Source organism: Bordetella petrii, assembly GCF_000067205.1.
Taxonomy (GTDB): Bacteria; Pseudomonadota; Gammaproteobacteria; order Burkholderiales; family Burkholderiaceae_B; genus Bordetella_A; species Bordetella_A petrii.
The window spans coordinates 3,288,297-3,312,096 of sequence record NC_010170.1; the positions used below are offsets into that span (position 1 = coordinate 3,288,297).

The 23,800-nt window shown below is 66.8% G+C and carries 21 protein-coding genes and 3 tRNA genes; 8 read left to right on the plus strand and 16 right to left on the minus strand.

Annotated features, from left to right (window positions below):
• Nucleotides 1-30: 30 nt before the first annotated feature.
• From typA to scpB, 8 genes are all read right to left on the minus strand, one after another.
• Nucleotides 31-1,854 (minus strand): translational GTPase TypA, encoded by a 1,824-nt coding sequence (gene typA, locus BPET_RS15865; protein WP_012250034.1) that lies wholly within the window; start codon nucleotides 1,852-1,854, stop codon nucleotides 31-33.
• A complete protein-coding gene (truB, locus tag BPET_RS15870) occupies nucleotides 1,851-2,603 on the minus strand; it encodes a tRNA pseudouridine(55) synthase TruB (RefSeq protein ID WP_012250035.1) in 753 nt (250 codons plus the stop codon). The genes typA and truB overlap by 4 nt, the downstream gene beginning before the upstream one ends.
• A 43-nt stretch (nucleotides 2,604-2,646) precedes the next feature.
• On the minus strand, nucleotides 2,647-3,057 hold the full coding sequence (gene rbfA, locus BPET_RS15875; protein WP_012250036.1) for a 30S ribosome-binding factor RbfA: 411 nt from the start codon (nucleotides 3,055-3,057) through the stop codon (nucleotides 2,647-2,649).
• Nucleotides 3,058-3,082: 25 nt separating this feature from the next.
• Nucleotides 3,083-6,058, minus strand: coding sequence for a translation initiation factor IF-2 (gene infB / locus BPET_RS15880; RefSeq protein ID WP_012250037.1), 2,976 nt, complete (start codon nucleotides 6,056-6,058; stop codon nucleotides 3,083-3,085).
• Between the two features lie 89 nt (nucleotides 6,059-6,147).
• The gene (nusA, locus tag BPET_RS15885) at nucleotides 6,148-7,626 is read right to left on the minus strand and encodes a transcription termination factor NusA (protein WP_012250038.1); all 1,479 of its coding nucleotides are present in this window, start codon (nucleotides 7,624-7,626) and stop codon (nucleotides 6,148-6,150) included.
• Nucleotides 7,623-8,114 (minus strand): ribosome maturation factor RimP, encoded by a 492-nt coding sequence (rimP, locus tag BPET_RS15890; RefSeq protein WP_012250039.1) that lies wholly within the window; start codon nucleotides 8,112-8,114, stop codon nucleotides 7,623-7,625. Before rimP ends, nusA begins: the two co-directional genes overlap by 4 nt.
• A 411-nt stretch (nucleotides 8,115-8,525) precedes the next feature.
• Nucleotides 8,526-10,292 carry a 23S rRNA pseudouridine(2605) synthase RluB gene (gene rluB, locus BPET_RS15895; RefSeq protein WP_012250040.1) on the minus strand — a complete coding sequence of 589 codons (1,767 nt, stop codon included), beginning with the start codon at nucleotides 10,290-10,292 and terminating at the stop codon, nucleotides 8,526-8,528.
• 35 nt (nucleotides 10,293-10,327) lie between these two features.
• Entirely contained in the window at nucleotides 10,328-11,380 is a 1,053-nt protein-coding gene (scpB, locus tag BPET_RS15900) for an SMC-Scp complex subunit ScpB (protein WP_012250041.1), read from the minus strand.
• 71 nt (nucleotides 11,381-11,451) lie between these two features.
• On the opposite strand from scpB, the gene BPET_RS15905 reads away from it, so the two are divergent.
• A tRNA-Met gene (locus BPET_RS15905) sits at nucleotides 11,452-11,528 on the plus strand.
• 731 nt (nucleotides 11,529-12,259) lie between these two features.
• Here the strand turns inward: BPET_RS15905 and BPET_RS15910 are convergent.
• Nucleotides 12,260-13,168, minus strand: coding sequence for a LysR family transcriptional regulator (locus tag BPET_RS15910; protein ID WP_085970218.1), 909 nt, complete (start codon nucleotides 13,166-13,168; stop codon nucleotides 12,260-12,262).
• Nucleotides 13,169-13,259: 91 nt separating this feature from the next.
• Nucleotides 13,260-14,285: a CobW family GTP-binding protein gene (locus tag BPET_RS15915; protein ID WP_012250043.1), complete on the minus strand. Its 1,026-nt coding sequence runs from the start codon at nucleotides 14,283-14,285 to the stop codon at nucleotides 13,260-13,262.
• Between the two features lie 92 nt (nucleotides 14,286-14,377).
• On the opposite strand from BPET_RS15915, the gene BPET_RS15920 reads away from it, so the two are divergent.
• A complete protein-coding gene (locus BPET_RS15920; RefSeq protein WP_012250044.1) occupies nucleotides 14,378-14,713 on the plus strand; it encodes a cupin domain-containing protein in 336 nt (111 codons plus the stop codon).
• Nucleotides 14,714-14,749: 36 nt separating this feature from the next.
• On the opposite strand, the gene BPET_RS15925 is transcribed toward BPET_RS15920, so the two are convergent.
• Nucleotides 14,750-16,153, minus strand: a complete 1,404-nt coding sequence (locus BPET_RS15925) for an MFS transporter (RefSeq protein WP_012250045.1) — start codon at nucleotides 16,151-16,153, stop codon at nucleotides 14,750-14,752.
• Between the two features lie 120 nt (nucleotides 16,154-16,273).
• On the opposite strand from BPET_RS15925, the gene BPET_RS15930 reads away from it, so the two are divergent.
• Entirely contained in the window at nucleotides 16,274-17,221 is a 948-nt protein-coding gene (locus tag BPET_RS15930; protein WP_012250046.1) for a LysR family transcriptional regulator, read from the plus strand.
• 50 nt (nucleotides 17,222-17,271) lie between these two features.
• Here BPET_RS15930 and BPET_RS15935 read toward each other — a convergent pair.
• A tRNA-Thr gene (locus BPET_RS15935) sits at nucleotides 17,272-17,347 on the minus strand.
• A gap of 206 nt (nucleotides 17,348-17,553) precedes the next feature.
• Here BPET_RS15935 and BPET_RS15940 point away from each other — a divergent pair.
• A tRNA-Asn gene (locus BPET_RS15940) sits at nucleotides 17,554-17,629 on the plus strand.
• Nucleotides 17,630-17,708: 79 nt separating this feature from the next.
• On the opposite strand, the gene BPET_RS15945 is transcribed toward BPET_RS15940, so the two are convergent.
• Nucleotides 17,709-18,608: a LysR substrate-binding domain-containing protein gene (locus BPET_RS15945; RefSeq protein WP_050978252.1), complete on the minus strand. Its 900-nt coding sequence runs from the start codon at nucleotides 18,606-18,608 to the stop codon at nucleotides 17,709-17,711.
• Nucleotides 18,609-18,712: 104 nt separating this feature from the next.
• Here BPET_RS15945 and BPET_RS15950 point away from each other — a divergent pair, with 104 nt between their 5' ends.
• The gene (locus tag BPET_RS15950; RefSeq protein ID WP_012250048.1) at nucleotides 18,713-19,600 is read left to right on the plus strand and encodes an alpha/beta fold hydrolase; all 888 of its coding nucleotides are present in this window, start codon (nucleotides 18,713-18,715) and stop codon (nucleotides 19,598-19,600) included.
• Nucleotides 19,601-19,777: 177 nt separating this feature from the next.
• Nucleotides 19,778-20,002 carry a hypothetical protein gene (locus BPET_RS15955; protein WP_041862983.1) on the plus strand — a complete coding sequence of 75 codons (225 nt, stop codon included), beginning with the start codon at nucleotides 19,778-19,780 and terminating at the stop codon, nucleotides 20,000-20,002.
• 52 nt (nucleotides 20,003-20,054) lie between these two features.
• Here the strand turns inward: BPET_RS15955 and maiA are convergent, their stop codons facing one another.
• From maiA to BPET_RS15970, 3 genes are read right to left on the minus strand one after another with little or no spacing between them, the layout of a single operon-like run.
• Entirely contained in the window at nucleotides 20,055-20,699 is a 645-nt protein-coding gene (gene maiA, locus BPET_RS15960) for a maleylacetoacetate isomerase (protein WP_012250050.1), read from the minus strand.
• A gap of 38 nt (nucleotides 20,700-20,737) precedes the next feature.
• The gene (gene ispH, locus BPET_RS15965) at nucleotides 20,738-21,718 is read right to left on the minus strand and encodes a 4-hydroxy-3-methylbut-2-enyl diphosphate reductase (protein ID WP_012250051.1); all 981 of its coding nucleotides are present in this window, start codon (nucleotides 21,716-21,718) and stop codon (nucleotides 20,738-20,740) included.
• Nucleotides 21,718-22,197 (minus strand): FKBP-type peptidyl-prolyl cis-trans isomerase, encoded by a 480-nt coding sequence (locus BPET_RS15970; RefSeq protein WP_012250052.1) that lies wholly within the window; start codon nucleotides 22,195-22,197, stop codon nucleotides 21,718-21,720. Before BPET_RS15970 ends, ispH begins: the two co-directional genes overlap by 1 nt.
• A 184-nt stretch (nucleotides 22,198-22,381) precedes the next feature.
• Here BPET_RS15970 and radC point away from each other — a divergent pair, with 184 nt between their 5' ends.
• Both radC and kynB read left to right on the plus strand, forming a co-directional pair.
• Nucleotides 22,382-23,059: a RadC family protein gene (radC, locus tag BPET_RS15975; protein WP_012250053.1), complete on the plus strand. Its 678-nt coding sequence runs from the start codon at nucleotides 22,382-22,384 to the stop codon at nucleotides 23,057-23,059.
• Between the two features lie 81 nt (nucleotides 23,060-23,140).
• Nucleotides 23,141-23,770, plus strand: coding sequence for an arylformamidase (gene kynB / locus BPET_RS15980; protein WP_012250054.1), 630 nt, complete (start codon nucleotides 23,141-23,143; stop codon nucleotides 23,768-23,770).
• Nucleotides 23,771-23,800 lie beyond the last annotated feature (30 nt).

The window sequence follows — 23,800 nt, forward strand, 5'->3', positions numbered from 1 at the left end:
GCGCCCTGTGCGCCCGAAACCGGCGGACGCTTACGCGCCGCCTTCGCGGGCCGCGCGGCGGCGCTCGTGTTCCTGCAAGTGGCGCTTGCGCAGGCGGATCGACTTCGGCGTGATCTCGACCAGCTCATCATCGTCGATGAATTCCACCGCGTATTCCAGCGACAGCTGGATGGGCGGCACCAGGCGCACCGCTTCGTCGGTGCCCGAGGCGCGGATGTTGGTGAGCTGCTTGCCCTTGATGGGGTTGACCACCAGGTCGTTGTCGCGGCTGTGGATGCCGATGATCATGCCTTCGTACAGCGCCTCGCCAGGGCTGACGAACATGCGGCCGCGGTCTTGCAGCTTCCACAGCGCGTAGGCCACGGCCTCGCCGTTATCCTGGCTGATCAGCACACCGTTGCGGCGCTCGCCGATCGAGCCTTCGCGCACCGGCGCGTACTCGTGGAAAATGTGGCTCATCAGGCCCGTGCCGCGCGTGAGCGTCAGGAATTCGTTCTGGAAGCCGATCAGGCCGCGCGCGGGAATCAGGTATTCCAGGCGGGTACGGCCGCGGCCATCGGGTTGCATGTCCTGCAGGTCGCCCTTGCGGCGGCCCAGCTCTTCCATGACGCCGCCCTGGTGGGCGTCTTCGACGTCGATGGTCAGCGCCTCGAAAGGCTCGCACTTGACGCCGTCAATGTCCTTGAACACCACGCGCGGGCGCGACACGGCCAGTTCGTAGCCTTCGCGCCGCATGGTTTCCAGCAAGATGGTCAGGTGCAGCTCGCCGCGGCCCGACACTTCGAACACCGTGTCGTCGCCGGTATCGCGCACGCGCAGGGCCACGTTGGACTTCAGTTCACGATCGAGGCGGTCGCGCAGCTGGCGGCTGGTGACGAACTTGCCTTCGCGGCCGGCCAGCGGCGAGGTGTTCACCATGAAATTCATGGTGAGCGTGGGTTCGTCGATGCGCAGCATGGGGAAGGCTTCGGGCTGGGCCGGATCCATCACCGTGCAGCCAATGCCGATTTCTTCGATGCCGTTGATCAGCACGATGTCGCCTGCTTCGGCTTCGGACACGACTTCGCGTTCCAGGCCCTTGAATTTCAGCACCTGGTTGATGCGGCCCTTGCCCGACGCGCCCTCCGGCCCGAACTGGTACACCACGTCCATGCCGGGGCGAATGCGGCCGCGGTTGATGCGGCCCACGCCGATCTTGCCCACGTAGCTGTTGTAGTCCAGCGAGATGATCTGCATCTGCAGCGGGCCATTGGGATCGTCTTCGCGCTGCGGCACGTGCTGCAGGATGGCTTCGAACAGGGGCCGCATGTCGCCCTCGCGCACCTCGGCCGTCAGGCCCGCATAGCCCGACAGGCCCGAGGCGTACACCACCGGGAAATCCAGCTGTTCTTCGGTGGCGCCCAGCTTGTCGAAAAGATCGAACGTGGCGTTGATGACGTAGTCGGGGCGCGCGCCCGGACGGTCGATTTTGTTGACGACCACGATCGGCTTCAAGCCCAGCGCCAGCGCTTTGCGCGTCACGAAGATGGTCTGCGGCATGGGGCCTTCGACCGCGTCGACCAGCAGCAGCACGCCGTCTACCATGGACAGCACGCGCTCGACTTCGCCGCCGAAGTCGGCGTGTCCCGGGGTGTCGACGATGTTGATGTGGGTGCCCTGGTATTCGACGGCGCAGTTCTTGGCCAGGATGGTGATGCCGCGCTCTTTTTCCAGGTCGTTCGAGTCCATGACCCGTTCCGAGACCGCCTGGTTCTCGCGGAAGGTGCCGGATTGGCGCAGCAACTGGTCGACCAGGGTGGTCTTGCCGTGGTCGACGTGGGCGATGATGGCGACGTTGCGCAGGGCGCGAGTCATAGCGGGTCCTTTAAGGTCTGTTTGGCGGGCAGCAAGCCCGCCGGCAATTCGTTCAAAGCAAGCAGCGCCTGCTTGGGGTCTGTCATGGCCTGCAAGGCCTCCAGCGTGACGGCGCGGTCCAGCGAAAACGGCCCGACGTGCGTGCGCCTCAGCGCCGCCAGGTGGGCATAGCAGCCCAGCGCCCGCCCGATGTCCTGGGCCAGGGTGCGTATGTAGGTGCCCTTGCTGCAGGCCACGTCGATCTCGGCACGCGTGCCCGACAGCGACAGCAGGTCGATGCGGTGGATCGTGACCTGGCGGGGCGGGCGTTCGAGCTCGATGCCCTGGCGCGCGTATTCGTACAAGGGCTTGCCGTCGCGCTTGAGCGCCGAGTACATCGGCGGCACCTGCTCGATGACGCCCTGGAAACGCGCCAGCACCTCGCGCAGCGCGTCTTCGGTAACACTGTAACCCTCGGCCGCGCGCGCCACGACATGGCCCGTGAGATCGCCGGAGTCGGTTTCTTCACCGAACTGCAGCGTGGCGCGGTAGGCCTTGTCGGCATCGAGCATGGCCCCCGAGATTTTCGTGGCCCGGCCCATGCAGCAAACCAGCAGGCCGGTAGCGAACGGGTCCAGTGTACCCGTATGCCCCGCCTTGGCGGCATCCATGCTGCGCCGCGCGCGCTGCAGGGCGTGGTTACTGGACAAGCCCACGGGCTTATCCAGCAACAGGACACCGTCGAGCGCAAGCCCGCGTCGTTTGGCCATCGTCGAATCCGGGAAAGAAATTTGCAGCAGAGACGACAGCCGGTCAGCGTCGGTCTTCGGGCTCGTCAGGTTCGTCGGGCTCGTCCGCCGCGGGGCCAGGCCGGTTGGCGCGATCGATGAGGGCCGACATTTCGATGCCGCGCGCGATCTGTGCATCGTGCACGAAGCGCAGCGTGGGCACGGTATGGATGTGCAGCAACTTGTACAGCTGGGAATGCAGCCAGCCGGCCTTTTCGTTGAGCAACGCGGCGGCGGCGTCGGGCTCGGCGCCCAACACCGTGAAGTACACCTTCGCGTGCGCGTAGTCGGCCGACAGCTCCACTCCGGACAAGGTGATCAATCCGGCGCGGGACATGTCGAGCTCGCGCTGGATGAGGCCGGCCAGATCCTTCTGGATCTGGTCGGCCAGCCGCAGGTTGCGGCCGGGGATGGATTTGGACTTGTGACGGCTCATGAAAAATCCGGGATGCGTCGCGCCCTTACAGGGTGCGGGCGATCTCCTTGATTTCGAAGACTTCGAGCTGGTCGCCAACCTGGATGTCGTTGCTGCCGCGCAGCGTCAGGCCGCAATCGAAGCCCGACTTGACTTCCTTGACGTCGTCCTTGAAGCGGCGCAGCGAATCGAGATGGCCGGTCCAGTGAACGACGTTGTTGCGCAGCAGGCGGATTTGCGAATCGCGGCGCACCAGGCCGTCGAGCACCATGCAGCCGGCCACGTTGCCAATACGCGAGATGGAATAGACCTCGCGCACCTCGACCAGGCCGATGACCTCTTCTTTTTTCTCGGGCGCCAGCATGCCCGACATGGCTGCCTTCACTTCGTCTACGGCGTCGTAGATGATGTTGTAGTAGCGCACGTCGATGCCGTTGGACTCGGCCAGCTTCTTGGCGCTTTGCTCGGCGCGCACGTTGAAGCCGATGACGACCGCATTCGAGGCAATGGCCAGGTTGATGTCGCTTTCGGAAATACCGCCCACGGCCGCATGCACCACCTGTACCCGCACTTCGTCGGTGGACAGCTTGGTAAGGGAAGCCACCAGGGCTTCCTGCGAACCCTGCACGTCGGTCTTGACGATAAGCGGCAGCGTTTGCGTGCCTTCGCCCAGGTTGTCGAACATGGATTCGAGCTTGGCGGCCTGCTGGCGGGCCAGCTTGACGTCGCGGAACTTGCCTTGGCGGAACAGCGCGATTTCGCGCGCCTTGCGTTCGTCGGCCAGGGCGATGAGTTCGTCGCCGGCGGCGGGCACTTCGGTGAGGCCCTGGATTTCGACCGGAATGGACGGGCCGGCTTCCTGGATCTGCTTGCCGTTTTCGTCGACCATGGCGCGCACGCGGCCAAAGCTGGCGCCGGCCAGCACCACGTCGCCGCGCTTGAGCGTGCCGCTTTGCACCAGGATGGTGGCGACGGGGCCGCGCCCCTTGTCGAGACGGGCTTCGATGACCAGGCCCTTGGCCGGGGCCTCGACGGGCGCTGTCAGTTCGAGGATCTCGGCCTGCAGCAGCACGTTTTCGAGCAGGTCGTCGATGCCGGCGCCGGTCTTGGCGGACACCGGCACGAACGGCACGTCGCCGCCATACTCTTCAGGCACGACTTCTTCGGCCACGAGTTCCTGTTTGACGCGCTCGGGGTTGGCCTCGGGCTTGTCGATCTTGTTGACCGCCACAACCAGCGGCACGCCGCCCGCCTTGGCATGGTGGATGGCTTCGCGCGTTTGCGGCATGACGCCGTCGTCGGCCGCCACCACCAGGATGACGATGTCGGTGGCCTTGGCGCCGCGGGCACGCATGGCGGTAAACGCCTCGTGGCCCGGGGTGTCGAGGAAGGTGACCACGCCACGCGCGGTTTCGACGTGGTAGGCGCCAATGTGCTGCGTGATGCCGCCGGCTTCGCCCGACGCGACCTTGGCGCGGCGGATGTAGTCAAGCAGCGAGGTCTTGCCGTGGTCGACGTGGCCCATGACGGTAACCACCGGCGCGCGCGGCAGCGCTTCGGCCTCGCTGGCCACCGGGGTTTCGTCCAGGAAGGCTTCCGGGTCGTCGAGCTTGGCGGCGATGGCCACGTGGCCCAGTTCCTCGACCACGATCATGGCGGTTTCCTGGTCCAGCACCTGGTTGATGGTGACCATCTGGCCCAGTTTCATCAGTTGCTTGATGACTTCAGCGGCCTTGACGGACATCTTGTGGGCCAGGTCGGCCACGCTGATGGTTTCGGGCACGTGCACTTCGCGCGCGATGAATTCTTGCGGCGCGGGCTCGTGGCGGCGTTCGGCCTGCTGGTTGCGGCTGTTGCGCCCACCCTTGCCGCCCTTGCCGCCGGCACGCCAGCCGTCGCGGCTGGGCGCCGCCGACTTGGTATCGGCCGGCTTCTTGCGCGAGGCGTCGTCGCTCCAGGTGGAGGCGACTTCGGCGGTCTTGATGGTTTTCTTGGACCCGCCCGCCCCCGGCTTGGCGTCTTTCTTGGCGCCAGGCGCGGCGGCCTTGCCGGCCGGCTTGTGCAACGTGCCCGACAAGGCGCCAGCCTCGGGTTCGGGCGCGCGCAGCACCTTGCGCGGACGATTGAGCATTTCGCGCAGCGCGGCGGCTTCGGCTTCGGCGGCGCGGCGCGCTTCTTCGCGGCCGGCGGAGTCGACCGCGGGCGCGGCGACCGGGACGGGCGCGCCGCGGCGCCCTTCGGCGCGGGCCGGTTTGGAGGCGGCGGGCGCGGGCTCGGCCTTGGGAGTAACGGGCTCGGGACGGGCCGCCTGGGCGGACTCGGCGGCGGGCGCGGGAGCAGTTTCGATTTCAGCTTGCACAGCAGGTTCCGGCGGGGCCTGTTCGGCCTCGCGCTCGGCGTGGGCTTCGACTGCGGCAGGCGCGGCCGGCTCGGCGGGCGCTTCTGCCGGCTTGGCCACCGGTTCAGGTTGGGGTTCAGGCTCGGCCTGGGCCACGGGAGCGGGCTGCGGCTCGACGGCCGGCGGCTGGGACGGCGTCTCGGCGGCCGGCGCAGCCGTGTCGGGCGCGGCCGTGGCCGGCGCCTGAGGCGCGTCGGCGGCGGGCGCGTTAACAGGCGCGGTCACCGGTGCGCTCGCGGACGGCTCGGCGGCGGCGGGCGCGGGTTCGGCCGGCGCGGCGTCGGACGCGGCGGCATCGGCGCGTGCCTGCTCGAGGGCGATCTCGGACGGGTCGCGCTTGACGAACACGCGCTTCTTGCGGACTTCGACCTGGATAGTGCGCGAACGGCCGGTGGCATCGGCCTGGCGGATTTCGGAGGTCTGGCGACGCGTCAAGGTGATCTTCTTGCCCTCGGTCGCGCCATGGGCGCGGCGCAGCGAGTCGAGCAGCTTCGCCTTGTCGCTGTCGGTAACCGCGTCGTCCACCGAGTTGAGGTCAACACCGGCCGAACGCAGCTGCTCGAGCAGCACGTTGGCTGGCATTTTCAGCTCGGTGGCGAACTGGGCGACAGTATTACTCGACATTAGGCTATCTTCCCTCTATATGCAGCGATTACAACAACGGTGGACAAGCGGCGCCTGCCGTGAGCCCACCGGGTTCGGCATCCGCCTGGTCATTCTTCATCGAACCAGTGGGCCCGGGCACGCATGATCAGTTCGCTGGCCTGTTGTTCGTCGAGTCCGGAAATTTCCGCAAGCTCGTCGGTGGCCAGCTCGGCCAGATCGTCGCGCGTGAGCACTTGCCGTTCGGCCAGCTTGGCGGCCAGCTCCGGCGTCATGCCTTCGAGTTCGAGCAGGTCTTGCGCCGTTTCAAGGCGCTCTTCCTGGGCGATGGCCTCGGTCAGGAGCGCATTGCGGGCGCGAGCGCGCAGCTCGTTGATGGTGTCTTCGTCGAAAGCCTCGATTTCCAGCAGTTCCTGCATGGGCACGTAGGCGATTTCTTCGATGCCGGTGAACCCTTCATCGATGAGGATGTCGGCGACTTCTTCATCGACGTCGAGCTTGCTCATGAACGCCGCGCGCAGGCCGGCGCGTTCGGTTTCCTGGCGGCTGAGGCTTTCTTCCGGCGTCATGATGTTGATCTGCCAGCCGGTAAGCTCGGAAGCCAGGCGCACGTTCTGGCCCTTGGCGCCGATGGCCTTGGGCAGGTTTTCTTCGTCGACCACCACGTCCATGGCGTGCTTGTCTTCGTCGACCACGATCGACTCGACATTGGCCGGCGCCAGCGCGCCGATGACGAACTGGGCCGGGTCCTCGGACCACAGCACGATGTCGACTTGCTCGCCGCCCAGCTCGTTGCGCACGGCCGTGACGCGGGAACCGCGCATGCCCACGCAGGTGCCGATGGGATCGATGCGCTTGTCGTAGGCAACCACGGCAATCTTGGCGCGCACGCCCGGGTCGCGGGCGGCAGCCTTGATTTCGAGCAGCCCCTGCTCGATTTCGGGCACTTCGTTTTCGAACAGCTGGCGGATGAATTCGGGCGAGGTGCGCGACAGGATGACCTGCTGGCCCCGCGCGGCATGGTCGACGCGCAGCACGAACGCACGCAGGCGGTCGCCGACCCGGAAGTTTTCCTTCGGGATCATTTCGGAACGCGGCAGCCGGGCTTCGATCTTGCCGGTTTCGACGATGATGTCGCCCTTGTCCATGCGCTTGATCGTGCCCGAGATGATGGTCTCGCCACGATCGAGGAAGTCGTTCAGGACCTGCTCGCGCTCGGCGTCGCGGATTTTCTGCAAGATGGCCTGCTTGGCGGCCTGGGCGCCAATGCGGCCGAACTCGATGGGCTCAAGGGGTTCTTCGATGTATTCGCCAACCTGGATATTGGGCACCAGCTCGAGCGCATCGGACAGCATTTCTTGCTTGTCGGGCTCTTGCAGGCCTGCCTCGTCGGGCACCACCAGCCACCGGCGGAAGCCTTCATGGCTGCCGGTTTCGCGATCGATGGCAACACGGATTTCAGCGTCTTCCTTGAAACGCTTTTTCATGGCGGAAGCCAGCGCGCTTTCGAGCGCCCCGAAAACCACTTCGCGCGTGACATTCTTTTCGCGCGCCAAGGCATCGACCAACAGAAGAATTTCGCGACTCATCGCTTTTTGCCCTTGAAATCCAGAACGGGATCCAGTTTGGCACGCTCGACATCGCCGAGCGTGAAGTTCAACACCTGGATGTCGTCCTTCTTTGCCTCAAATTCGAGACCGAACACGGCCGGTTGCGCATCGGCCGCCGCGCCATCGTTGGCCGGAGCGGACAGGATGCCCGAGAAAACCTTGCGGCCGTCCAGCGGCTGCCGCAGCTTGATTTCGATGCGCTCGCCCGCGAAACGGCGCAGCTCGGCCTCGGTGCGCAACGGGCGATCGACGCCCGGCGAACCGACTTCGAGCCGCTTGTAGTCGATATTCTCGACTTCGTAGACGCGCGACAACTGCCGCGATACCTGTTCGCAGTCTTCGATGCGCACGCCGCCGGCCTTGTCGATGGTGACGCGCAGCAAACCCAGCGCGGCACGTTCGACGTCGACCAGTTCGACGTCCATGCCGGCAAGCGCCTGTTGGGTCAATGCGTATAAATCAGCCATACACTCAAAAAAAATGGGCTGCAAACCCAGCCCACCGTATTGCCCGGCCCCCGGGAAGGGCTTCAGGAGGGTGGCCCGCCTGGAAGCTCAACACCGGGCCCGAGCCCAAATATTGCGACCTTGTGTTCCCGCCCGGCAAGGCCGGACCCTGGGATTGCCACTGGGAACCCTGCGGCTGGCAACCTGCCAACCGCCCTGCCCCGCGGCACCTGGCGCGTGCGAAATTACCCGCATGTTTACCCATGTGCCACCCGCATGCGCCACCAACGCCCTGCATTGGCCTGCCCACGCGCGAACACCCGCGCCATGAAAACCAACAATTTTACCAGATAACCGGGAAAATTGCCTGATACGTCGCGGGTTTACGGCCAGGGCGCCACGCCGGCGCGGCGCGCATGCCAGCGCCGCCGCTCAGCGGCCGCCGCGCCCCCTGCCGCCACCGAGGAATCCCAGGCGGGACTCGTGGGCCGAAGCGCTCTTTGGCTGCCAGTCGTCGCCGCGCGGACCGCTGCGCTGGGAGCGCGACTTGCCGCCCTGGGATTTGGGGCCGGAACGTGCCGCCTGGCCGCCACGCGCGCCGCCTGGTGCGCCGGGAACGCCTGGTTTACCCGGCCGGCCGGAGCCTGCCTTGCGCGGCGCGCCCGTGCCCGGCGTGCCGGGTGTGCCTGCCGCGGCCCCGCCCGCAACCCCGGGCTTGGGACGGCGCGCCTTGGCATTCTTGGCTGGCTTGGCGCCACCCGGCTTGGCGCCCCCGGCCTTGGCGCCAGCGGCCTTGAACCCGCCCGGCTTGCCACCGCTTTTACCACCGGGCTTGCCGCCGCCCTTGCCTCGCCCGGCATCCTTGCCCAGCGGGTGGCCGTTGGCGTAACCGCCCGCGAACATCAGTCCGGTGCCGAACGGATCGGACGGAGAAGAAGCCACATGCCCCGCGCTGCCCGGGCCGCCACCCTGCAGCTTGCCACGACGGCCGATGCGCGCGCCGTTCATGCCATTGCGATCCATGGTGCCAAAGCCCGGCGGCAACGCGCTATCGTGAGAGCGGGGCTGGCGGGCATTGCGTCCGCCGTCGGCATCGTCGTCGTCGCGCAGCAAGCCAAGCTGCACCATCAGCGCGGTAACCAGGGACGAGTCGAGCTCTTCCCAACGGCCGCGACGCAGCGTGCGCGGCAACACCAGGTCGCCGAAACGGGTGCGGATGAGCCGGCTGACGGTAACGCCCACCGATTCGAACATGCGGCGCACTTCGCGGTTGCGGCCTTCTTGCAAGGTAACGCGATACCAGCGGTTGCTGCCATCGCCGCCCAGATAATCGAGCGCGCCGAAGGCGGCCTGCCCGTCTTCGAGCTCGATGCCCTCTACCAGCGACTTGCGGGTGGCGTCGTCCATTTCACCGAGCACGCGCACCGCGTATTCACGCTCGGTGCCGTAGCGAGGGTGCATGATGCGGTTGGCCATGTCGCCCGAGGTGGTGAAGATCAGCAGGCCTTCGGTATTGAGATCCAGGCGCCCCACCGACAGCCACTTGCCGGTGCGCAGCTTGGGCAGGCGGGCGAATACGCTGGCCCGGCCGCCCGGGTCGTCGTGGCTGACGATCTCGCCAGCCGGTTTGTGGTACAGGATGACGCGCGGAGGCTTCTTGGTGTTGGGGCGGGCGACCGGCTTGCCGTTGACACGCACCTGGTCGGACGGCGCGACGCGCTGCCCGATATGGGCCGGCTCGCCGTTAACTGACACGCGCCCGGCAGTGATCAATTCTTCCATTTCGCGGCGCGAGCCGATGCCGGCATCGGCCAGCACCTTATGCAGCTTGGGCATGGCCGCGTCGCTGTTCAGGTACTTGCCCAGGCGCTGCTCGCTGCGGGCGGCCTGGTCCAGGTAGGAGAGCGCCTGCTCGGCCTCCCGCTCGGCGCCGCGCGCATCGGCCGGCTCGGCGGCCGGCGCGGCGGATTCGCCCGCGGCCGCCTCGCCCGAACCGGCGGAACCGGCGGCGGCATCGCCGCGCCGCCGGCGAAACGGGGTGCGCAGCTTGCGGCCTCGGCCGCGGCCATTGCCAGGTTCGGCGCCCTCGCCCGCGGCGGCTTGCGCGGCGGGCGCCGCGCCGGCGGCTTCATCGGCCGCCGGCGCGGCCTCGGAGGCGCGAACCGCGACCTCGGGAACAGGAAATTCTTCTTCTTGCATCTTTGTATTCGTTGTCACGGAGACAGCTCCAGATTTCAAGCTTGCGACAAGCCGCCCTTGGCAGGCTGGTCTTCATCAGGGGTAGGCGGAACTTCGGGCGCGGGCGGCTCGACATCAGGGTCGGGCAGCCGGGGCTCGACCTCGGGTTCCGGAGTGGGCGGCTCGATCTCGGGCTGGGGATCGGCCGGCGTAATTTCAGGTTCGGGCGCCACCGGTTCAACTTCAGGTTGCGCCCCCGGTTGGGGGATGTGGTCGGGCGCAGGCGGCGGCATGTCGGGCTCGGCCGGCAGATCGCCGGTCTGGGCCACGGGCGCCGGGTCTTCCGCGACCGCGACGGCGTCCGCTTCTGCGGCAACGCCTTCCACTGCAGCGGCATCCGGTGCTGCGACGGCCTCTTCTACGACGGCTTCTTGTATTGCGGCTTCTTCTGCCGCTTCTGTTTCTGCGGCAGCATTCGCTTCTACTGAGACGCCTGCTTCTGCGGCGGCATCAGTGCCGTTGACGCCGCCGTCGGGCGTCAGGGTGACTTCGGAACCGCCCAGATCCAGGCCTTCCAGGGCAGCCGCAGCCTGCGCGGTATCGAGCGGCGGCAGTTCGTCGAGCGCGCGCAGCCCCAGGTCGTCGAGGAACTGGCGCGTGGTGCCGAACAGGGCCGGCCGGCCAGGCGCGTCGCGGTGACCGATGGTTTCGATCCAGCCACGGTCTTCGAGTGTCTTGACGATCTGGGACGACACCGTCACGCCGCGGATGTCTTCGATGTCGCCGCGCGTCACGGGTTGGCGCCAGGCCACGATAGCCAGCGTTTCCATGACGGCCCGCGAATATTTAGGAGGTTTTTCCGGATTCAGGCGCTCGAGATAGCGCTGCATCTGTGGCCGGCTCTGGAAGCGCCAGCCGGAAGCCAGCTGCACCAGATCCATGCCCCGGTCGGCCCAGTGGCCTTGCAGGTCTTGCAGCAGCGTGCGCAGCTTGTCGTTGTCGAACTCCGCATCATCGCCGAACAGCTTACGCATCTCGGCCAGTTGCATCGGCTGGCTCGCGCATAGCAGCGCGGTTTCCAGCACGCATGTTGCCTCGCTATCGTTCATCGATTTTCTGTCTGTAAAAAGGGGTCAATTTGCGTTAATTCTGAAAAAAGGATACGATCTTTCTTCTCAGACGCGGGGTGGAGCAGTCTGGCAGCTCGTCGGGCTCATAACCCGAAGGTCGTAGGTTCAAATCCTGCCCCCGCAACCAATATCCGAAGGCCTGGCGCATTGCCGGGCCTTTTTGCTGGGCGCCGCCGGCGCCGCTCGACACACCCAAAACACCCGAAGCTCCGTCTGCCGCCATAGCATGCGCGCGGCACGCCCCGGCCTGCCCGATAAGCGGGAAGGTCCATGCGGCAACACGGGCTTGCATAGCGTTCACGGTTTTCCTGCAGGCGCGGCGCCGTGCGGCATGCGCCATGATGCTGGCGCGTGGGACTCGCACAATGCCGCGCGTATCAGTGCGCAGCGCCGCCGTAGCGGCATTTGCTTAAAAATGAACCTGAACCGCCCGGCATCGGGACATAGGACGGAGACGCAGGATACCCCTTGCCCCGAAGCAGCAACCGCACCAAGCCGGAAAAGAGCCAAGCTGGCTTTGCGGCAACGCTGCGCCGACGATTCTTAGACGTATGGGACGACCATGCTGCCTTCACGAACGGCCGGCGCACAGGCGGCCTGCCAACTTCGCACGGCAACCCCTCGGCAAGCCCTGAAGCCGCTGTAGCGACCCCCGCTGCCGGGAAACCCGCCGCGGCGATACCCGCTGCGGTGTTGCCCGCGCCCCTGCCTGCTGGTGTGGCACATTGTGCCGCTGGCACCATGGCTGCCTGCGTAGGCTGCACTGGCTGGAGCGATGTTGGTCTTCATGAAGACAGTCAGCGGATTATACCCGCTAAACCCCAGGGGACAAAGCACCGGGCCGCCGCGCGGGCCGGATCATTGCCGCGACCAGGCGTCCCAGGGAGCCGGGCCGAAACGCTCGGCCAGGAAATCCAGCATGGTCCGCAAGATCAGCGGCATCTGGCGCCGCGACACGTACACCCCATAGATACCCAGCTCTTCGGGCGGCGTCGCCTGCAACAGCGCGGTCAGCCGTCCGGCGGCCAGCTCGGGCCCCGCCAGATAAGAGGGCAACAAGGCAATGCCGCTGCCTTGCGCGGCTGCCCGCGCCAGCAGCAGGGCATCGTTGGCGGTGATATTGCCGCTGACCGGCACGTCCACCCAGGCGTTGTCACGCCGGAAGCGCCACAGGCTCTTGCCGTAGTGCGAGTGCGTCAGGCAGTTGTGCTTGGCCAGGTCTTCTGGCCGGGAAGGCGAGCCGTACGCCTGCAAGTAGGACGGCGCGGCGCATACGACCGACCGGCAGGGCGCCAGCTTGCGTGCAATGAGATTCGGGTCGAGCTCGTTGGTAATGCGCACCGCCAGGTCAACACGCTCTTGCACCAGGTTGACCGTGCGGTCGATAAGTTGCAGGTCGATTGACGTGCCGGGATAGCGGACCACGAAATCGGCCACGGCGCAGCCAAGCTGGGCGGCGCCGAATGACAGACTGACCGTCATGCGCAACTCGCCGCGCGGCTCGGTATCGGGCGTGGCTACCGATTCATGCATTTCGCCCACCAGGTCAAGCATGCGGCGGCAGCGCGGCAGCGTTTCCGCGCCTGCCGGAGTCAGGCTCAGGCGCCGCGTGGTGCGATGCAACAGGCGCACGCCCACCCATTCTTCGAGTTCGGCAAGATAGCGCGACACCATCGCGCGGGACATGTCCAGCCGTTGCGCCGCGGCCGACAGGCTGCCGCGGTCGACGACTTCGACGAACACCTGCATGGCTTTCAGGCGATCCATAGTCCCCTTCTTGTTGTATGGCGGCGCGTATCGCGCGCCGTGCATGTTTTATACCGTATTTCCCGCCAGCCGCCGACCCCGGCGGGCAAGCTCAGGCGGGCTGGCGCAGGGCATGGCGCACCGCCGCGGCCACGACAGCGGGATCCGGGCCACGCACGATGAACACCAGACGCGATTGCCCTTCGCCGTCGGGCCAGGCCGCCAGCCGCTCGGGCGGGTACAGGTCGCGATGCACGCCATGCAACGCGCATGGCGCGTCTTCGCCCTGGAACTGCACCAGCCCCTTGATGCGCAGCAGACCCTGGTGATGAGCCTCTTGCACGCGCGCCATGCCGGCCAGGAAGGCGCCGCGGCTGATGGGCGCGGGCAGATCGACCACCACTTGCCGCACGCCCCCGTGGCGCCCGCCCGCAGAAAGCCCCCCGCGCGCGCCCAGCCAACTGCCCCAGCCTGCGCCCGCCACGCGGGCCGGCAGGGGCTCGCGCAATAGCAGCCGGCGATCGAGCGGCGCATCCTGGCGCTGCACGCACACCGTGGCGCCTGGGTTGACCTGCGCCACCGCGTCCAGCGCCTGAGCCAATGCGCCGGCCGTCACGAGATCGGATTTGGCGCATACGATGAGATCGGCCTGCGCGACCTGCTGCGCCGCTTCCGGCTGGGCAGGCAATTGCGTCACCACGTGGCTGGCATCCACGACGGTGATGGTGCCGTGGTGCACATAGCGCTCCGCCAGGAAATGTTCGTGGCGCAAGGTGAACAGGATGGCGGCGGGCGTGGCCAGGCCCGTGGTTTCGACCAGGACGCGGCGAAACGGCTTGATCTGCCGGCGCAGCGCCAGCATGAACAAATCGCGCAGCGTGTCGACCAGCCCTCCATTGACCGTACAGCAGATGCAACCGCCTTCGAGCAGCGCGATGCGGGCGTCGGCGTACCGCAGCAGATGATGGTCCACGCCCACGGCGCCGAACTCATTGACGACAACGGCGGCGTCGGCATAGGCCGGGTCTTGCACCAGCCGGTTCAGCAGCGTGGTCTTGCCGCTGCCCAGGAAGCCGGTCAGCACGACCACGCCGATGCGCCGGTCGGCGCCGCTGTCTGGGACGGAAGCATTCTGCATACAAGAAGCCGCTGGCGAACGCGGCGGTCAGGCGTAATATTGGCTGCGGCGGGCGGCCAGGCCGCCGCCGCGATTCTGACCAAGGAAACCTTATGGCGCTGCATCATGCCCGTTCGGGCGAGCTCATCGACATCAGGCCCCTGGGGCCGGCCCTGAAGGATACGCCTTCGCGGGCGCTAGTGCGATCCGACCAGCTGGAAATACTGCGTCTGACGCTGCCGGCGGGGCAAACGCTGCCTCCGCACGGCATCGACGCCAGCGCCATCACGCTGCAATGCCTGGAAGGCGTGGCCGAGCTGGGCGCCCACGGCACGACGCAGACGCTGGAACCCGGCACGCTGGTGTACCTGGCGCCGGGCGTGCAGCATGACGTGAAGGCCCTGCAAGACTGTTCGATACTGGTGACGCTGTTCCTGGACCGCGCGTAGACCGCCGACGCCGCATGCATGCCGCGCCGGCCCGGCTCAAGACTGGGGCACCCGGTAAGGAGCGCCGCGCAGCCGGCTCAGGCTGAGCCCGACCGCAAGCGCGGTGACCGCCACCGCGATCCACAGGCTCATCTGCACCGCCTGCCGCTCGTGCACGATGGCATCGCCTCGCGCATACACGGCCAGCAACAGGCCCACCAACGCCGTACCCAGGCATTGCCCCAACGTGCGCATGATGGCCAGCACCCCCGAGGCATAGCCGCTGTTTTCGCGCGAGACATTCGACAGCATTTCACGGTTGTTGGGACTCTGGAAGCAGCCGAAGCCGATCCCGCACAGCAAGCAGCGCATGCCTATCTGCCATACCTGGGGCTGCTCCGGCAGGAAGGCGAGCGACACCAGGCCGGCGGTCAGCAGGAACAGGCCGACGGTGGAGATCAGGGCGGGCGAATACCGGTCCGCAAGCCGCCCGGCATGAGGAGCCGCCAGCACGATGCCGACCGGCCATGGCGTGAACAACAGCGCCGTTTCAAACGCGTTGTATCCGTAGATGTTCTGGAACAGGAATGGCAACGCGACGAACGTCATGCCCTGCCCGACGAACGAGGCCATCGACGTCAGCGCCGCCAGCGTAAACCGGGCCGACGCAAAGATGACGGGCGGCAGCAGCGGCTGGCTGGCGCGCCGCATGCGCCAGATGAATCCCGCGCCCGCCAGCAGCGCGGCCAAGGCATACCAGCGCCCGTCCGGCATGGCGGCATGGGTAGCGGCCATGACCAGCGCGCCCACCAGCGCCGCGGACAATACCGCTCCGAGAGTATCGAAGGTTTCACGCGCGGCGGCCGGCCCCGCTGGAATGGCCCGCATGGCTATCGCCAGCGCCATCGCGCCCGGAACGATGTTCAGCGCGAACAGCCATCGCCAGCCCCAGGCGTCGAGCAGCGTGCCGCCGACAATGGGAGCAATGGCGGTGCTGGCGGCGATGAGCAACGCGTTCAGGCCCAGGATGCGCCCCAGCAGGCGGCTGGGAAACGCCGACCGCAGGATGGCCGGCCCGATGCTGACCACGGCCGCGCCGCCCAGGCCCTGCAGCACTCGCATCGCGATCAACGCGCCGGCATTGGGCGCCAGCGCGCAGCCGGCCGACGCCAGGGTGAACAGCGCCAGCCCTGACAGGAACACGCGCCGGAACCCCAGCCGGCGGGACAGCGCCGCGAAAATGGCCAGGGTCATGGCCACCGACAGCAAATAAGCATTGGCGAACCAGACCGCCACGGCCGCAGGCACTTGCAAGGCGCCGGACATTTTCGGCAATGCGATATTGATCACCGACCCGTCGAACACCACCATGACGGTTGCCGTCATCAGGGCAGCCATGACGGCGGCGCGCTCGCGCCCCGGTAAACCGTCGTCGCCCTGGCGGTCTGTAAACAATTCCATGAAATTTCACCTTGCTGTTGTTTAACCCGTCAAAAAAATATAATCACGGCAACAACAAGGCGGAAGACGCACCGATTGCACTCATATGTTGCACAAGACGCCTTATCTTGGTTTCATGGCATGGCCGACCCGGATTTCAACCTGCTGACAATGCTCGACATGCTGCTGGCCGAAGGCAGCGTGGCCGGCGCGGCGCGCCGCGCCGGCCTGAGCACATCGGCCATGAGCCGCACGCTAGGGCGGCTACGCGAAGTCACCGGCGACCCCCTGCTGGTGCGGGCAGGCCGCCGCATGGTGCTGACGCCGCATGCGCAGGCGATTCGCGAGCGCACCCGTAATGCGGTGCTTGAAACCCGCGCGCTATTGCAGCCCGCGGTTTCCGAACTGGAACTGGCGACCCTGGAACGGGTCTTCACCATTCGGGCCAACGAAGGCTTCGTCGAAGCGTTCGGCCCGACACTCATTGCCGCCGTGGCCGACATCGCGCCGCGCGTATGCCTGCGCTTCGCGCCCAAAATAGACAAGCATTCCCGCTATCTGCGCGAAGGGCTGGTCGACCTGGAAATCGGCGTGGTCGCCGACATGGGGCCGGAGATCCGCTTGCAGGCGCTGTTTCGCGACCGTTACGTGGGCGTGGTCAGGGCCGGCCATCCGCTGTTGTCCCTGCCGGCGATCACAGCCAGGGATTACGTTTCGTACGGACATGTGGCGACCTCGCGCGGCGGGAGCTCACGCGGGCCGGTCGACGAGGCGCTGGCCGATATTGGCCTGGCCCGCAACGTGGCCTGCATCGTGCCCGGTTTTCCAGCCGCGCTGGCGGTGGCCGTGGCATCGGACCTGATCGCGCTGCTTCCGGCGTCGTACCTGCCCGCTCGTGTTGCGGGCAGGCATGAAGCCGGCTTCCAGATGTTCGAGCTGCCGGTGCCGGTTCAGGTGATCACGATTTCACTGATGTGGCACCCGCGCCTGGACGCAGAGCCCGCGCATCGCTGGTTGCGGCAACTGATACGAAGCACGTGCCGGGAACGGACCGCCGCCCATGAGAGCCCGGCGTTGCGGGCACGGTAACGACAAAAGATAAAGGCCAGCCCGAAGGCTGGCCTTTACAAGAAAGATTCTGGTGCCGGCAAGAGGAGTCGAACCCCCGACCTTCGCATTACGAATGCGCTGCTCTACCAACTGAGCTATGCCGGCTTGCGCAGACATGCTTATGGCTGATGGCCTAAGCGTGCCTGGCACTGACGCCGCGCGCCTGAACGCGCCGCGACGAAAGACCGAGATAATATCAGAGTTTCCTACCGCACGCATGTAGCAGCGAGGCACCCACTGCCAGACAAAAAATTCTGAGGCCGACTTGCACAAGAAAAAAAGATGCGTCATAATCTCGCTTCTTTAGCAGATCCCCGATAGCTCAGTCGGTAGAGCGACGGACTGTTAATCCGCAGGTCGCTGGTTCGAGCCCAGCTCGGGGAGCCAAAGCTAAAGAAAAAAGAAACCGCCCATGTGGCGGTTTTTTTGTTTGCGGACGATTTCGTTTGCGGGCATTTTTTCGGCTTCAGCCGCGAAACCCACGCACAGCGAAACGGCTCTGGCCAGCGCGCCTGGCGGCTTCGATCAGGGCCGCGCTAACCGGGTTTTCATTGCCGGCAAACGCGTAGAAGCGCGCCGCCGGCAGTTCGGGCAGCCCGTCTTCGCCATCCAGCACGCGCAAGCCCGCGCCGCGCTGGCTGTCGGCAACAACCGTGACGGCAAAGCCCGCGCGGGCCGCCGCAAGGCACCCGGCCATGCTGCTGCTTTCGAAAACGATACGCCAGGCGCGATCGGTGCGGCCCAGTGCCGCGACGGCCGACTCTCGATAGACGCAAGGCTCGGGAAAGACGGCCAGCGGCAGGGGCTCGCCTGCCACCAGGAGCCGATCCGCCGCATAAGCCCACACCAGGGGTTCGTTCCATAGCAGCGTACCGCTGCGCTCGACGCGGCTGCATTGCTTGCCAAAGACCAGATCCAGATGACCGCGCTCTTGTTGGCGCAGCAGGTCGGCGGTAATGCCGACCTTCAGTTCGACCGTGGCGGCGGGATGCGATTGCCGGAAGCGCTGCAGCACCTGGGGCAACCAGGCGCCGGCAAAGTCTTCCGAGGCGCCAATGCGCAGCCGTCCGCGCAACGGCGTGCCCCGCAGCTTGGCGCGCGCCTCGCGCTCGAGGTCGAGAATGTTGCGGCCGTAGGCGTACAGGGTGTCGCCGGCCTGGGTGAGTTCCAGGCGGCGCGTGGTGCGCGCCAGCAGGCTGGCGCCGACGAGCTGTTCCAGCCGCCGCATGTGCCCGCTAACAGCAGATGGCGTCAAGGCCAGTCGCTCGGCGGCGGTAGCAAAGCTGCCGCTGTCCACGATTTCGAGGAAGGTGCGCAGCAGCACGGTATCTAGCGGCGGGCCATCGGCGGCGGAGTAATCATCCATAACCCATTCAACACGAAAAATCATCAATATGGCTCGATTATTCTTTAATTGAATAGAGTCGTCCAGCTACGCTAGAGCATCTTTACTTACTAAGAGGCCAGCGTATGCGCCGCTATCTTTTTGCCGCAACCGAACGGCTCGACATCGCCTACCTTGAATGGAACCCGCGGGGCGGCAAGACAGCCATCCTGCTGCACGGTTGGCCGGACAGCCCCGAGTGCTGGAAAACGGTGGCTCCTGTCCTGGCCGAGTCCGGCTACCGGGTGCTTGCCCCGGCGCTGCGCGGCTTTGCGCCCACGCGCTTGCGCAGCGCCGCCCTGCCCCGCAGCGGGCAGCTGTCCGCGTTGGGGCGCGATCTGCTCGAGTTCATCGACGCGCTCGGCGTGGAACGCCCTGCACTGATCGGCCACGACTGGGGCGCGCGCGCCGCCGCGAATGCGTGCGGCCTGCGCAATGGCGTGGCCTCGCACCTGGTGATGCTGTCAGTGGGTTACGGCACCAACGACCCGAACCAGGCACTGACGTTGCCGCAGGCGCGCAACTACTGGTACCACTGGTATATGGCCACGCCACGCGGCGCGCGAGTGGTGCGCGAGGAACGCGAGGCGTTCGCCCGCATGATGTGGGATACATGGGCGCCGCCGGGCTGGTATGACGACGCCGACTTCCACGAGGCGGCGCAGGCATTCCAGGGCGAGGACTGGGCCGAGATCGTGTTGCATTCCTATCGCCATCGCTGGGGCTACGCCGAGGGCGACCCAGCCTATGCCGAGGATGAGGCGCGCCTGAATCCGGCGCCGACGCTGTCGGTGCCGACACTGGTGCTGCATGGCGGCGCCGATACCTGCAACCATCCCGACAGTTCCAAGGGCCGGGAGGCATTTTTCAAGGGTGACTACGAACGGCAGGTGCTCGATGGCATCGGCCACTTTCCGCAGCGCGAAGCACCACGGCTTGTCGCGCAGGCGATCCTGAGGTTCTGCCGGCAATAAGTTGCAGGTTCCTTGGGCGCGCGGGACGCTGAGCGCGCGGCAACGCGGGCGCCACGCAACAGACTCCGCGGAAAACGGCCCGGACAGCACAAAGTGCTAAAGCATTGGCCAGCCGGCAAGGCATGCTGGCCAGGCGCCGGACATATACCCGTAGGCGCTGGCGCGGGAGAGCACAGCATGGCCTGGAATTTTTCTACCGTCATGGCGCACGCCGGCGCCGCGCGCGCACGATCGGACGACGAAGTGCAACGCGCGCCGGAATCGATGCGCATGCGGCTGGCGGCCGCGAAAATTGCCCTGCAGTATCCGGAACGCGTGGAACGGCTGGAGAACGGCCTGGGTTGGCGGGTCAAGCCTGCGGCCAGCCACGCCGGGCCTGGCTACCCGCCCGGCCCTGGCTAAGCGAGGCTGCGACGCGCCGTATCGTCCTGTTGCCCCCCCTTGCCCTATTGCTCTATTCCGCGTCGGGTTGCTTGTCGGGTTCGGCCAGGTCGAAGGCCGGCAGTTCGCGGCAAGCCGCATCGATACGTGCCAGCGTGGGCATGGCGGAAAGATCGCAGTCGAAGCGACGGGCGTTGTAGACCTGCGGCACCAGGCAGAGGTCGGCCAGGGTGGGCGTGTCGCCATGGCAGTAGCGGCCGGTGGCGGGCGAATTGGCCAGCATGGACTCGACCGCGGACAGGCCCAGCTGGACCCAGTGGCGGTACCACTCGTTCTTGGCGTCGTCGCTGACCTGCAGCGTGCGCTTCAGGTACTTGAGCACGCGCAGGTTGTTCAGCGGATGGGTATCGCAGGCGATGGCCTGGGCGATGGCGCGCACGCGCGCGCGGCCGGCGGGATCGGCCGGCAGCAGTGGCGGTTGCGGATGGGTTTCGTCGAGATATTCGATGATGGCCAGCGACTGCCCGATAGTGACGTCGCCATCGATCAGGGTGGGTACCAGCGCGGCAGGATTAAGCGCGCGATAGGAATCGGACAGCTGCTGCCCGCCGTCTTTCAGCAGGTGCACCCCCAGGTATTCGTAGGATATGCCCTTGAGATTCAGGGCAATGCGCACGCGATAGGCGGCCGAACTGCGGAAGTAGCTGTACAACTGCATGAGGTCTCCTTGGGGAATGGCGGCGCGCCCGATCGCGACTAGCGCGCCGCGTCGGCGTCGGGCGCGGACTTGCGCGACAAGCCCTTGGGCAGGGGGAACGCCACGCTTTCTTCGAGGCCGGGCATGGTGCGAACCGACACGGCGCCGAGTTCTTTCAAGCGCTGCACGACCTGCTCGACCAGGATTTCGGGCGCCGACGCGCCGGCCGTGATGCCGATACGCTGGCGGCCGACCAGCCAGGCCGGGTCGATGGCGTCGGCGCCGTCGACCAGGTGAGCATCGGTGCCGATGCGCTCGGCGACTTCACGCAGGCGGTTGGAATTGGAACTGTTGGGGCTGCCCACCACCAGCACCAGGTCGCAATCGGGGGCCAGCACCTTGACCGCGTCCTGGCGGTTTTGCGTGGCGTAGCAGATGTCGCTTTTCTTGGGTTCGACGATGCCGGGGAAACGCGCGCGCAACGCCGCCGAGACGGCGGCGGCGTCGTCGACCGACAGCGTGGTCTGGGTGACGAAGGCCAGGTTGGACGGGTCGGCCACTTGCAGGCTGGCGACGTCGTCGACGGTTTCGACCAGATACATGCCACCCTGGGCCTGGCCCAGCGTGCCTTCGACTTCCGGGTGGCCCTTGTGGCCGATCATGATGATTTCGCGGCCGGCGGCGCGCATGCGCGCGACTTCGATGTGCACCTTGGTGACGAGCGGGCAAGTGGCATCGAAGACTTGCAAGCCGCGCGCTTCGGCTTCCTGGCGCACCGCCTTGGACACGCCGTGCGCCGAGAACACCACGATGGCGCCGGACGGCGCCTGGTCGAGTTCGTCGATGAAGATGGCGCCCTTGCCGCGCAGGTCTTCGACCACGTAGCGGTTATGGACGATTTCGTGGCGCACGTAGATGGGCGCGCCGTGCAGTTCGAGGGCGCGTTCGACGATGTCGATGGCCCGGTCGACGCCGGCACAGAAGCCGCGCGGCTGGGCCAGCACGACTTCGGCATCGGCGGCGGTGACCGGGCGAACCATTACAGCACCCCCAGGATGTGGACGTCGACGCGCAGGCTCGTGCCCGCCAGCGGATGATTGAAATCGAACAGCGCCCAGTCGGGTTCGAGCTGCTTCAGCACGCCCGAATAACGGGCCCCGTTGGGCGCGGTGAATTCGACCAGGTCGCCGGGTTCGAAGGTGGCGTCGGCGCCGGCGTGCTCGGCCAGCATGGCGCGGGTGATTTTCTGGACGAGATCGGGGTTGCGGTCGCCGTAGGCCTGGGCGGGTTCGAGGGCGACGCTGAAATGCTCGCCTTCGGTGTGGCCCAGCAGCGCGGCCTCGAGGCCGGGCGCCCATTGGCCCAGCCCCAGCTGCAACGTGGCGGGGCGGCCGTCGAAGGTGTCGGCGAAGACCGAGCCTTGCCCGGGGCCGGAGGCCAGCACGATGCGATAGTGCAGGGTAAGGTAGGAATCGGCGCGGATGGGAGTGGCGGCCTGTTCGGCGGCGGTGCTGCTCAAGATGGATCACCGTGGAAAAAGTGGCGGTAGAACCTGATTTTAGAACGTCTTGGCCGGCGCCGCCGCGAGCGCGCCCGGACCCGGGCCGGCGTACATCTACATATAGACAAAACGGTTCACAGGCGGGCCGCTGGAAACCGGCCTGCGGCATCGTTGATAGCCCGCCATTTCCGCCCCCGCCCCGATGCCGCTGCCCGCTGACCTGCCGCCCCATGAACGCCCGCGCGAACGCCTGCTGCGCCACGGCCCGGCATCGCTGCGCGATGCCGAGCTGCTGGCCCTGGCCCTGCGCACCGGCACGCGGGGCCGCACCGCCATCGACATGGGCAGCCAGCTGCTGCACCGCTACGGCGGCCTGCGCGGCCTGTTCGCGGCCTCGCCCCAGGAACTGATGTCGCTGCCCGGACTAGGGGCGGCAAAAGCGGGCACGCTGGCGGCCATTCTGGAGCTGGCGCGCCGCGCCGCCGAAGAGCGGCTGATGCGGCAGCAAGCCATGTCCGAGCCGGGCAGTGTCAAGCGCTACTTCAAGACAGCACTGGCGAATTGCGCCGTCGAGCACTGCCTGGCCCTGTACCTGGACAGCCAGCTCAACCTCATCACCAGCGGCGAGCTGGCCCGCGGCACCCTGGCGCGCGCCTCGGTGTATCCGCGCGAAGTCGTGCGCGAGGCCCTGCGCCACCATGCGGCCGCCCTGATCCTGGCCCACAATCACCCGTCGGGCTCGGCCCAACCCAGCCAGGCCGACCGCGATTTCACCCGCCACATGCAACAGGCGCTGGCGCTGGTGGAAATCCGGCTGCTGGATCACTTGATCGTGGCGGGCGACACCGTGGTGTCCATGGCCGAACTGGGGTTGCTGTAGCCGCCGCCCGGCAGCGAACCGCGCGCAATTTCGTTAGACTGGAAGCCTGAACCGACCAACCGCCGCCCGACCGCCCCATCGATGAAGCGCCTGTGGGATATTTCTCCGCCAGTATCGGCCGCCTCGCCAGTGTTTCCGGGCGACACGCCATACCAGCAGCACTGGAAGTGGTCGCTGACGCCGGATTGCCCGGTCAATGTCAGCGAAATCCGCCTGTCGCCTCATATTGGCGCGCACGCCGATGCGCCGCTGCACTATAGCAACGGCGCCCCCGCCATCGGGGCGGTGCCGCTCGAACCGTTCCTGGGCCCATGCCGCGTCATTCACGCCCTGGACTGTGGCCCGCTGATTCTGCCCGAACACCTGCGGCACGCGGCCGACGGGCTGCCCCCGCGCGTGCTGGTGCGCACCGCCGAGCACGCCGCGCTGGACTGGTGGACCGACGACTTCAGCGCCTACGCGCCGCACACCATCGAATGGCTGGCCGAACGCGGCGTCGTGCTGATCGGGCTGGATACGCCCAGCATCGACCCCGCATCCAGCAAGACCCTGGACAGCCACCACGTCATCCTGCGGCGCGACATGCGCGTATTGGAAAACCTGCTGCTCGATGACGTCGCCGAAGGCGACTATGAACTGATCGCCCTGCCGCTGGCGCTGGCCCAGGCCGATGCCAGCCCGGTGCGCGCCATCCTGCGCGAACTGGGCTGATCCGCCCAAATAGGGCCGTTCGCTGCCGCG

Coding starts and splice junctions, on each gene's coding strand:
- BPET_RS15910 (WP_085970218.1), bottom strand. CDS start 13,168: ATGGATCGCCTGAAAGCCATGCAGGTGTTCGTCGAAGTCGTCGACCGC.
- BPET_RS15955 (WP_041862983.1), top strand. CDS start 19,778: ATGGCCTGGAATTTTTCTACCGTCATGGCGCACGCCGGCGCCGCGCGC.
- BPET_RS15925 (WP_012250045.1), bottom strand. CDS start 16,153: ATGGAATTGTTTACAGACCGCCAGGGCGACGACGGTTTACCGGGGCGC.
- BPET_RS15930 (WP_012250046.1), top strand. CDS start 16,274: ATGGCCGACCCGGATTTCAACCTGCTGACAATGCTCGACATGCTGCTG.
- ispH (WP_012250051.1), bottom strand. CDS start 21,718: ATGGTTCGCCCGGTCACCGCCGCCGATGCCGAAGTCGTGCTGGCCCAG.
- BPET_RS15915 (WP_012250043.1), bottom strand. CDS start 14,285: ATGCAGAATGCTTCCGTCCCAGACAGCGGCGCCGACCGGCGCATCGGC.
- nusA (WP_012250038.1), bottom strand. CDS start 7,626: ATGAGTCGCGAAATTCTTCTGTTGGTCGATGCCTTGGCGCGCGAAAAG.
- truB (WP_012250035.1), bottom strand. CDS start 2,603: ATGGCCAAACGACGCGGGCTTGCGCTCGACGGTGTCCTGTTGCTGGAT.
- kynB (WP_012250054.1), top strand. CDS start 23,141: ATGAAGCGCCTGTGGGATATTTCTCCGCCAGTATCGGCCGCCTCGCCA.
- BPET_RS15945 (WP_050978252.1), bottom strand. CDS start 18,608: ATGGATGATTACTCCGCCGCCGATGGCCCGCCGCTAGATACCGTGCTG.
- radC (WP_012250053.1), top strand. CDS start 22,382: ATGCCGCTGCCCGCTGACCTGCCGCCCCATGAACGCCCGCGCGAACGC.
- maiA (WP_012250050.1), bottom strand. CDS start 20,699: ATGCAGTTGTACAGCTACTTCCGCAGTTCGGCCGCCTATCGCGTGCGC.
- typA (WP_012250034.1), bottom strand. CDS start 1,854: ATGACTCGCGCCCTGCGCAACGTCGCCATCATCGCCCACGTCGACCAC.
- rbfA (WP_012250036.1), bottom strand. CDS start 3,057: ATGAGCCGTCACAAGTCCAAATCCATCCCCGGCCGCAACCTGCGGCTG.
- rimP (WP_012250039.1), bottom strand. CDS start 8,114: ATGGCTGATTTATACGCATTGACCCAACAGGCGCTTGCCGGCATGGAC.
- rluB (WP_012250040.1), bottom strand. CDS start 10,292: ATGCAAGAAGAAGAATTTCCTGTTCCCGAGGTCGCGGTTCGCGCCTCC.
- BPET_RS15950 (WP_012250048.1), top strand. CDS start 18,713: ATGCGCCGCTATCTTTTTGCCGCAACCGAACGGCTCGACATCGCCTAC.
- scpB (WP_012250041.1), bottom strand. CDS start 11,380: ATGAACGATAGCGAGGCAACATGCGTGCTGGAAACCGCGCTGCTATGC.
- infB (WP_012250037.1), bottom strand. CDS start 6,058: ATGTCGAGTAATACTGTCGCCCAGTTCGCCACCGAGCTGAAAATGCCA.
- BPET_RS15920 (WP_012250044.1), top strand. CDS start 14,378: ATGGCGCTGCATCATGCCCGTTCGGGCGAGCTCATCGACATCAGGCCC.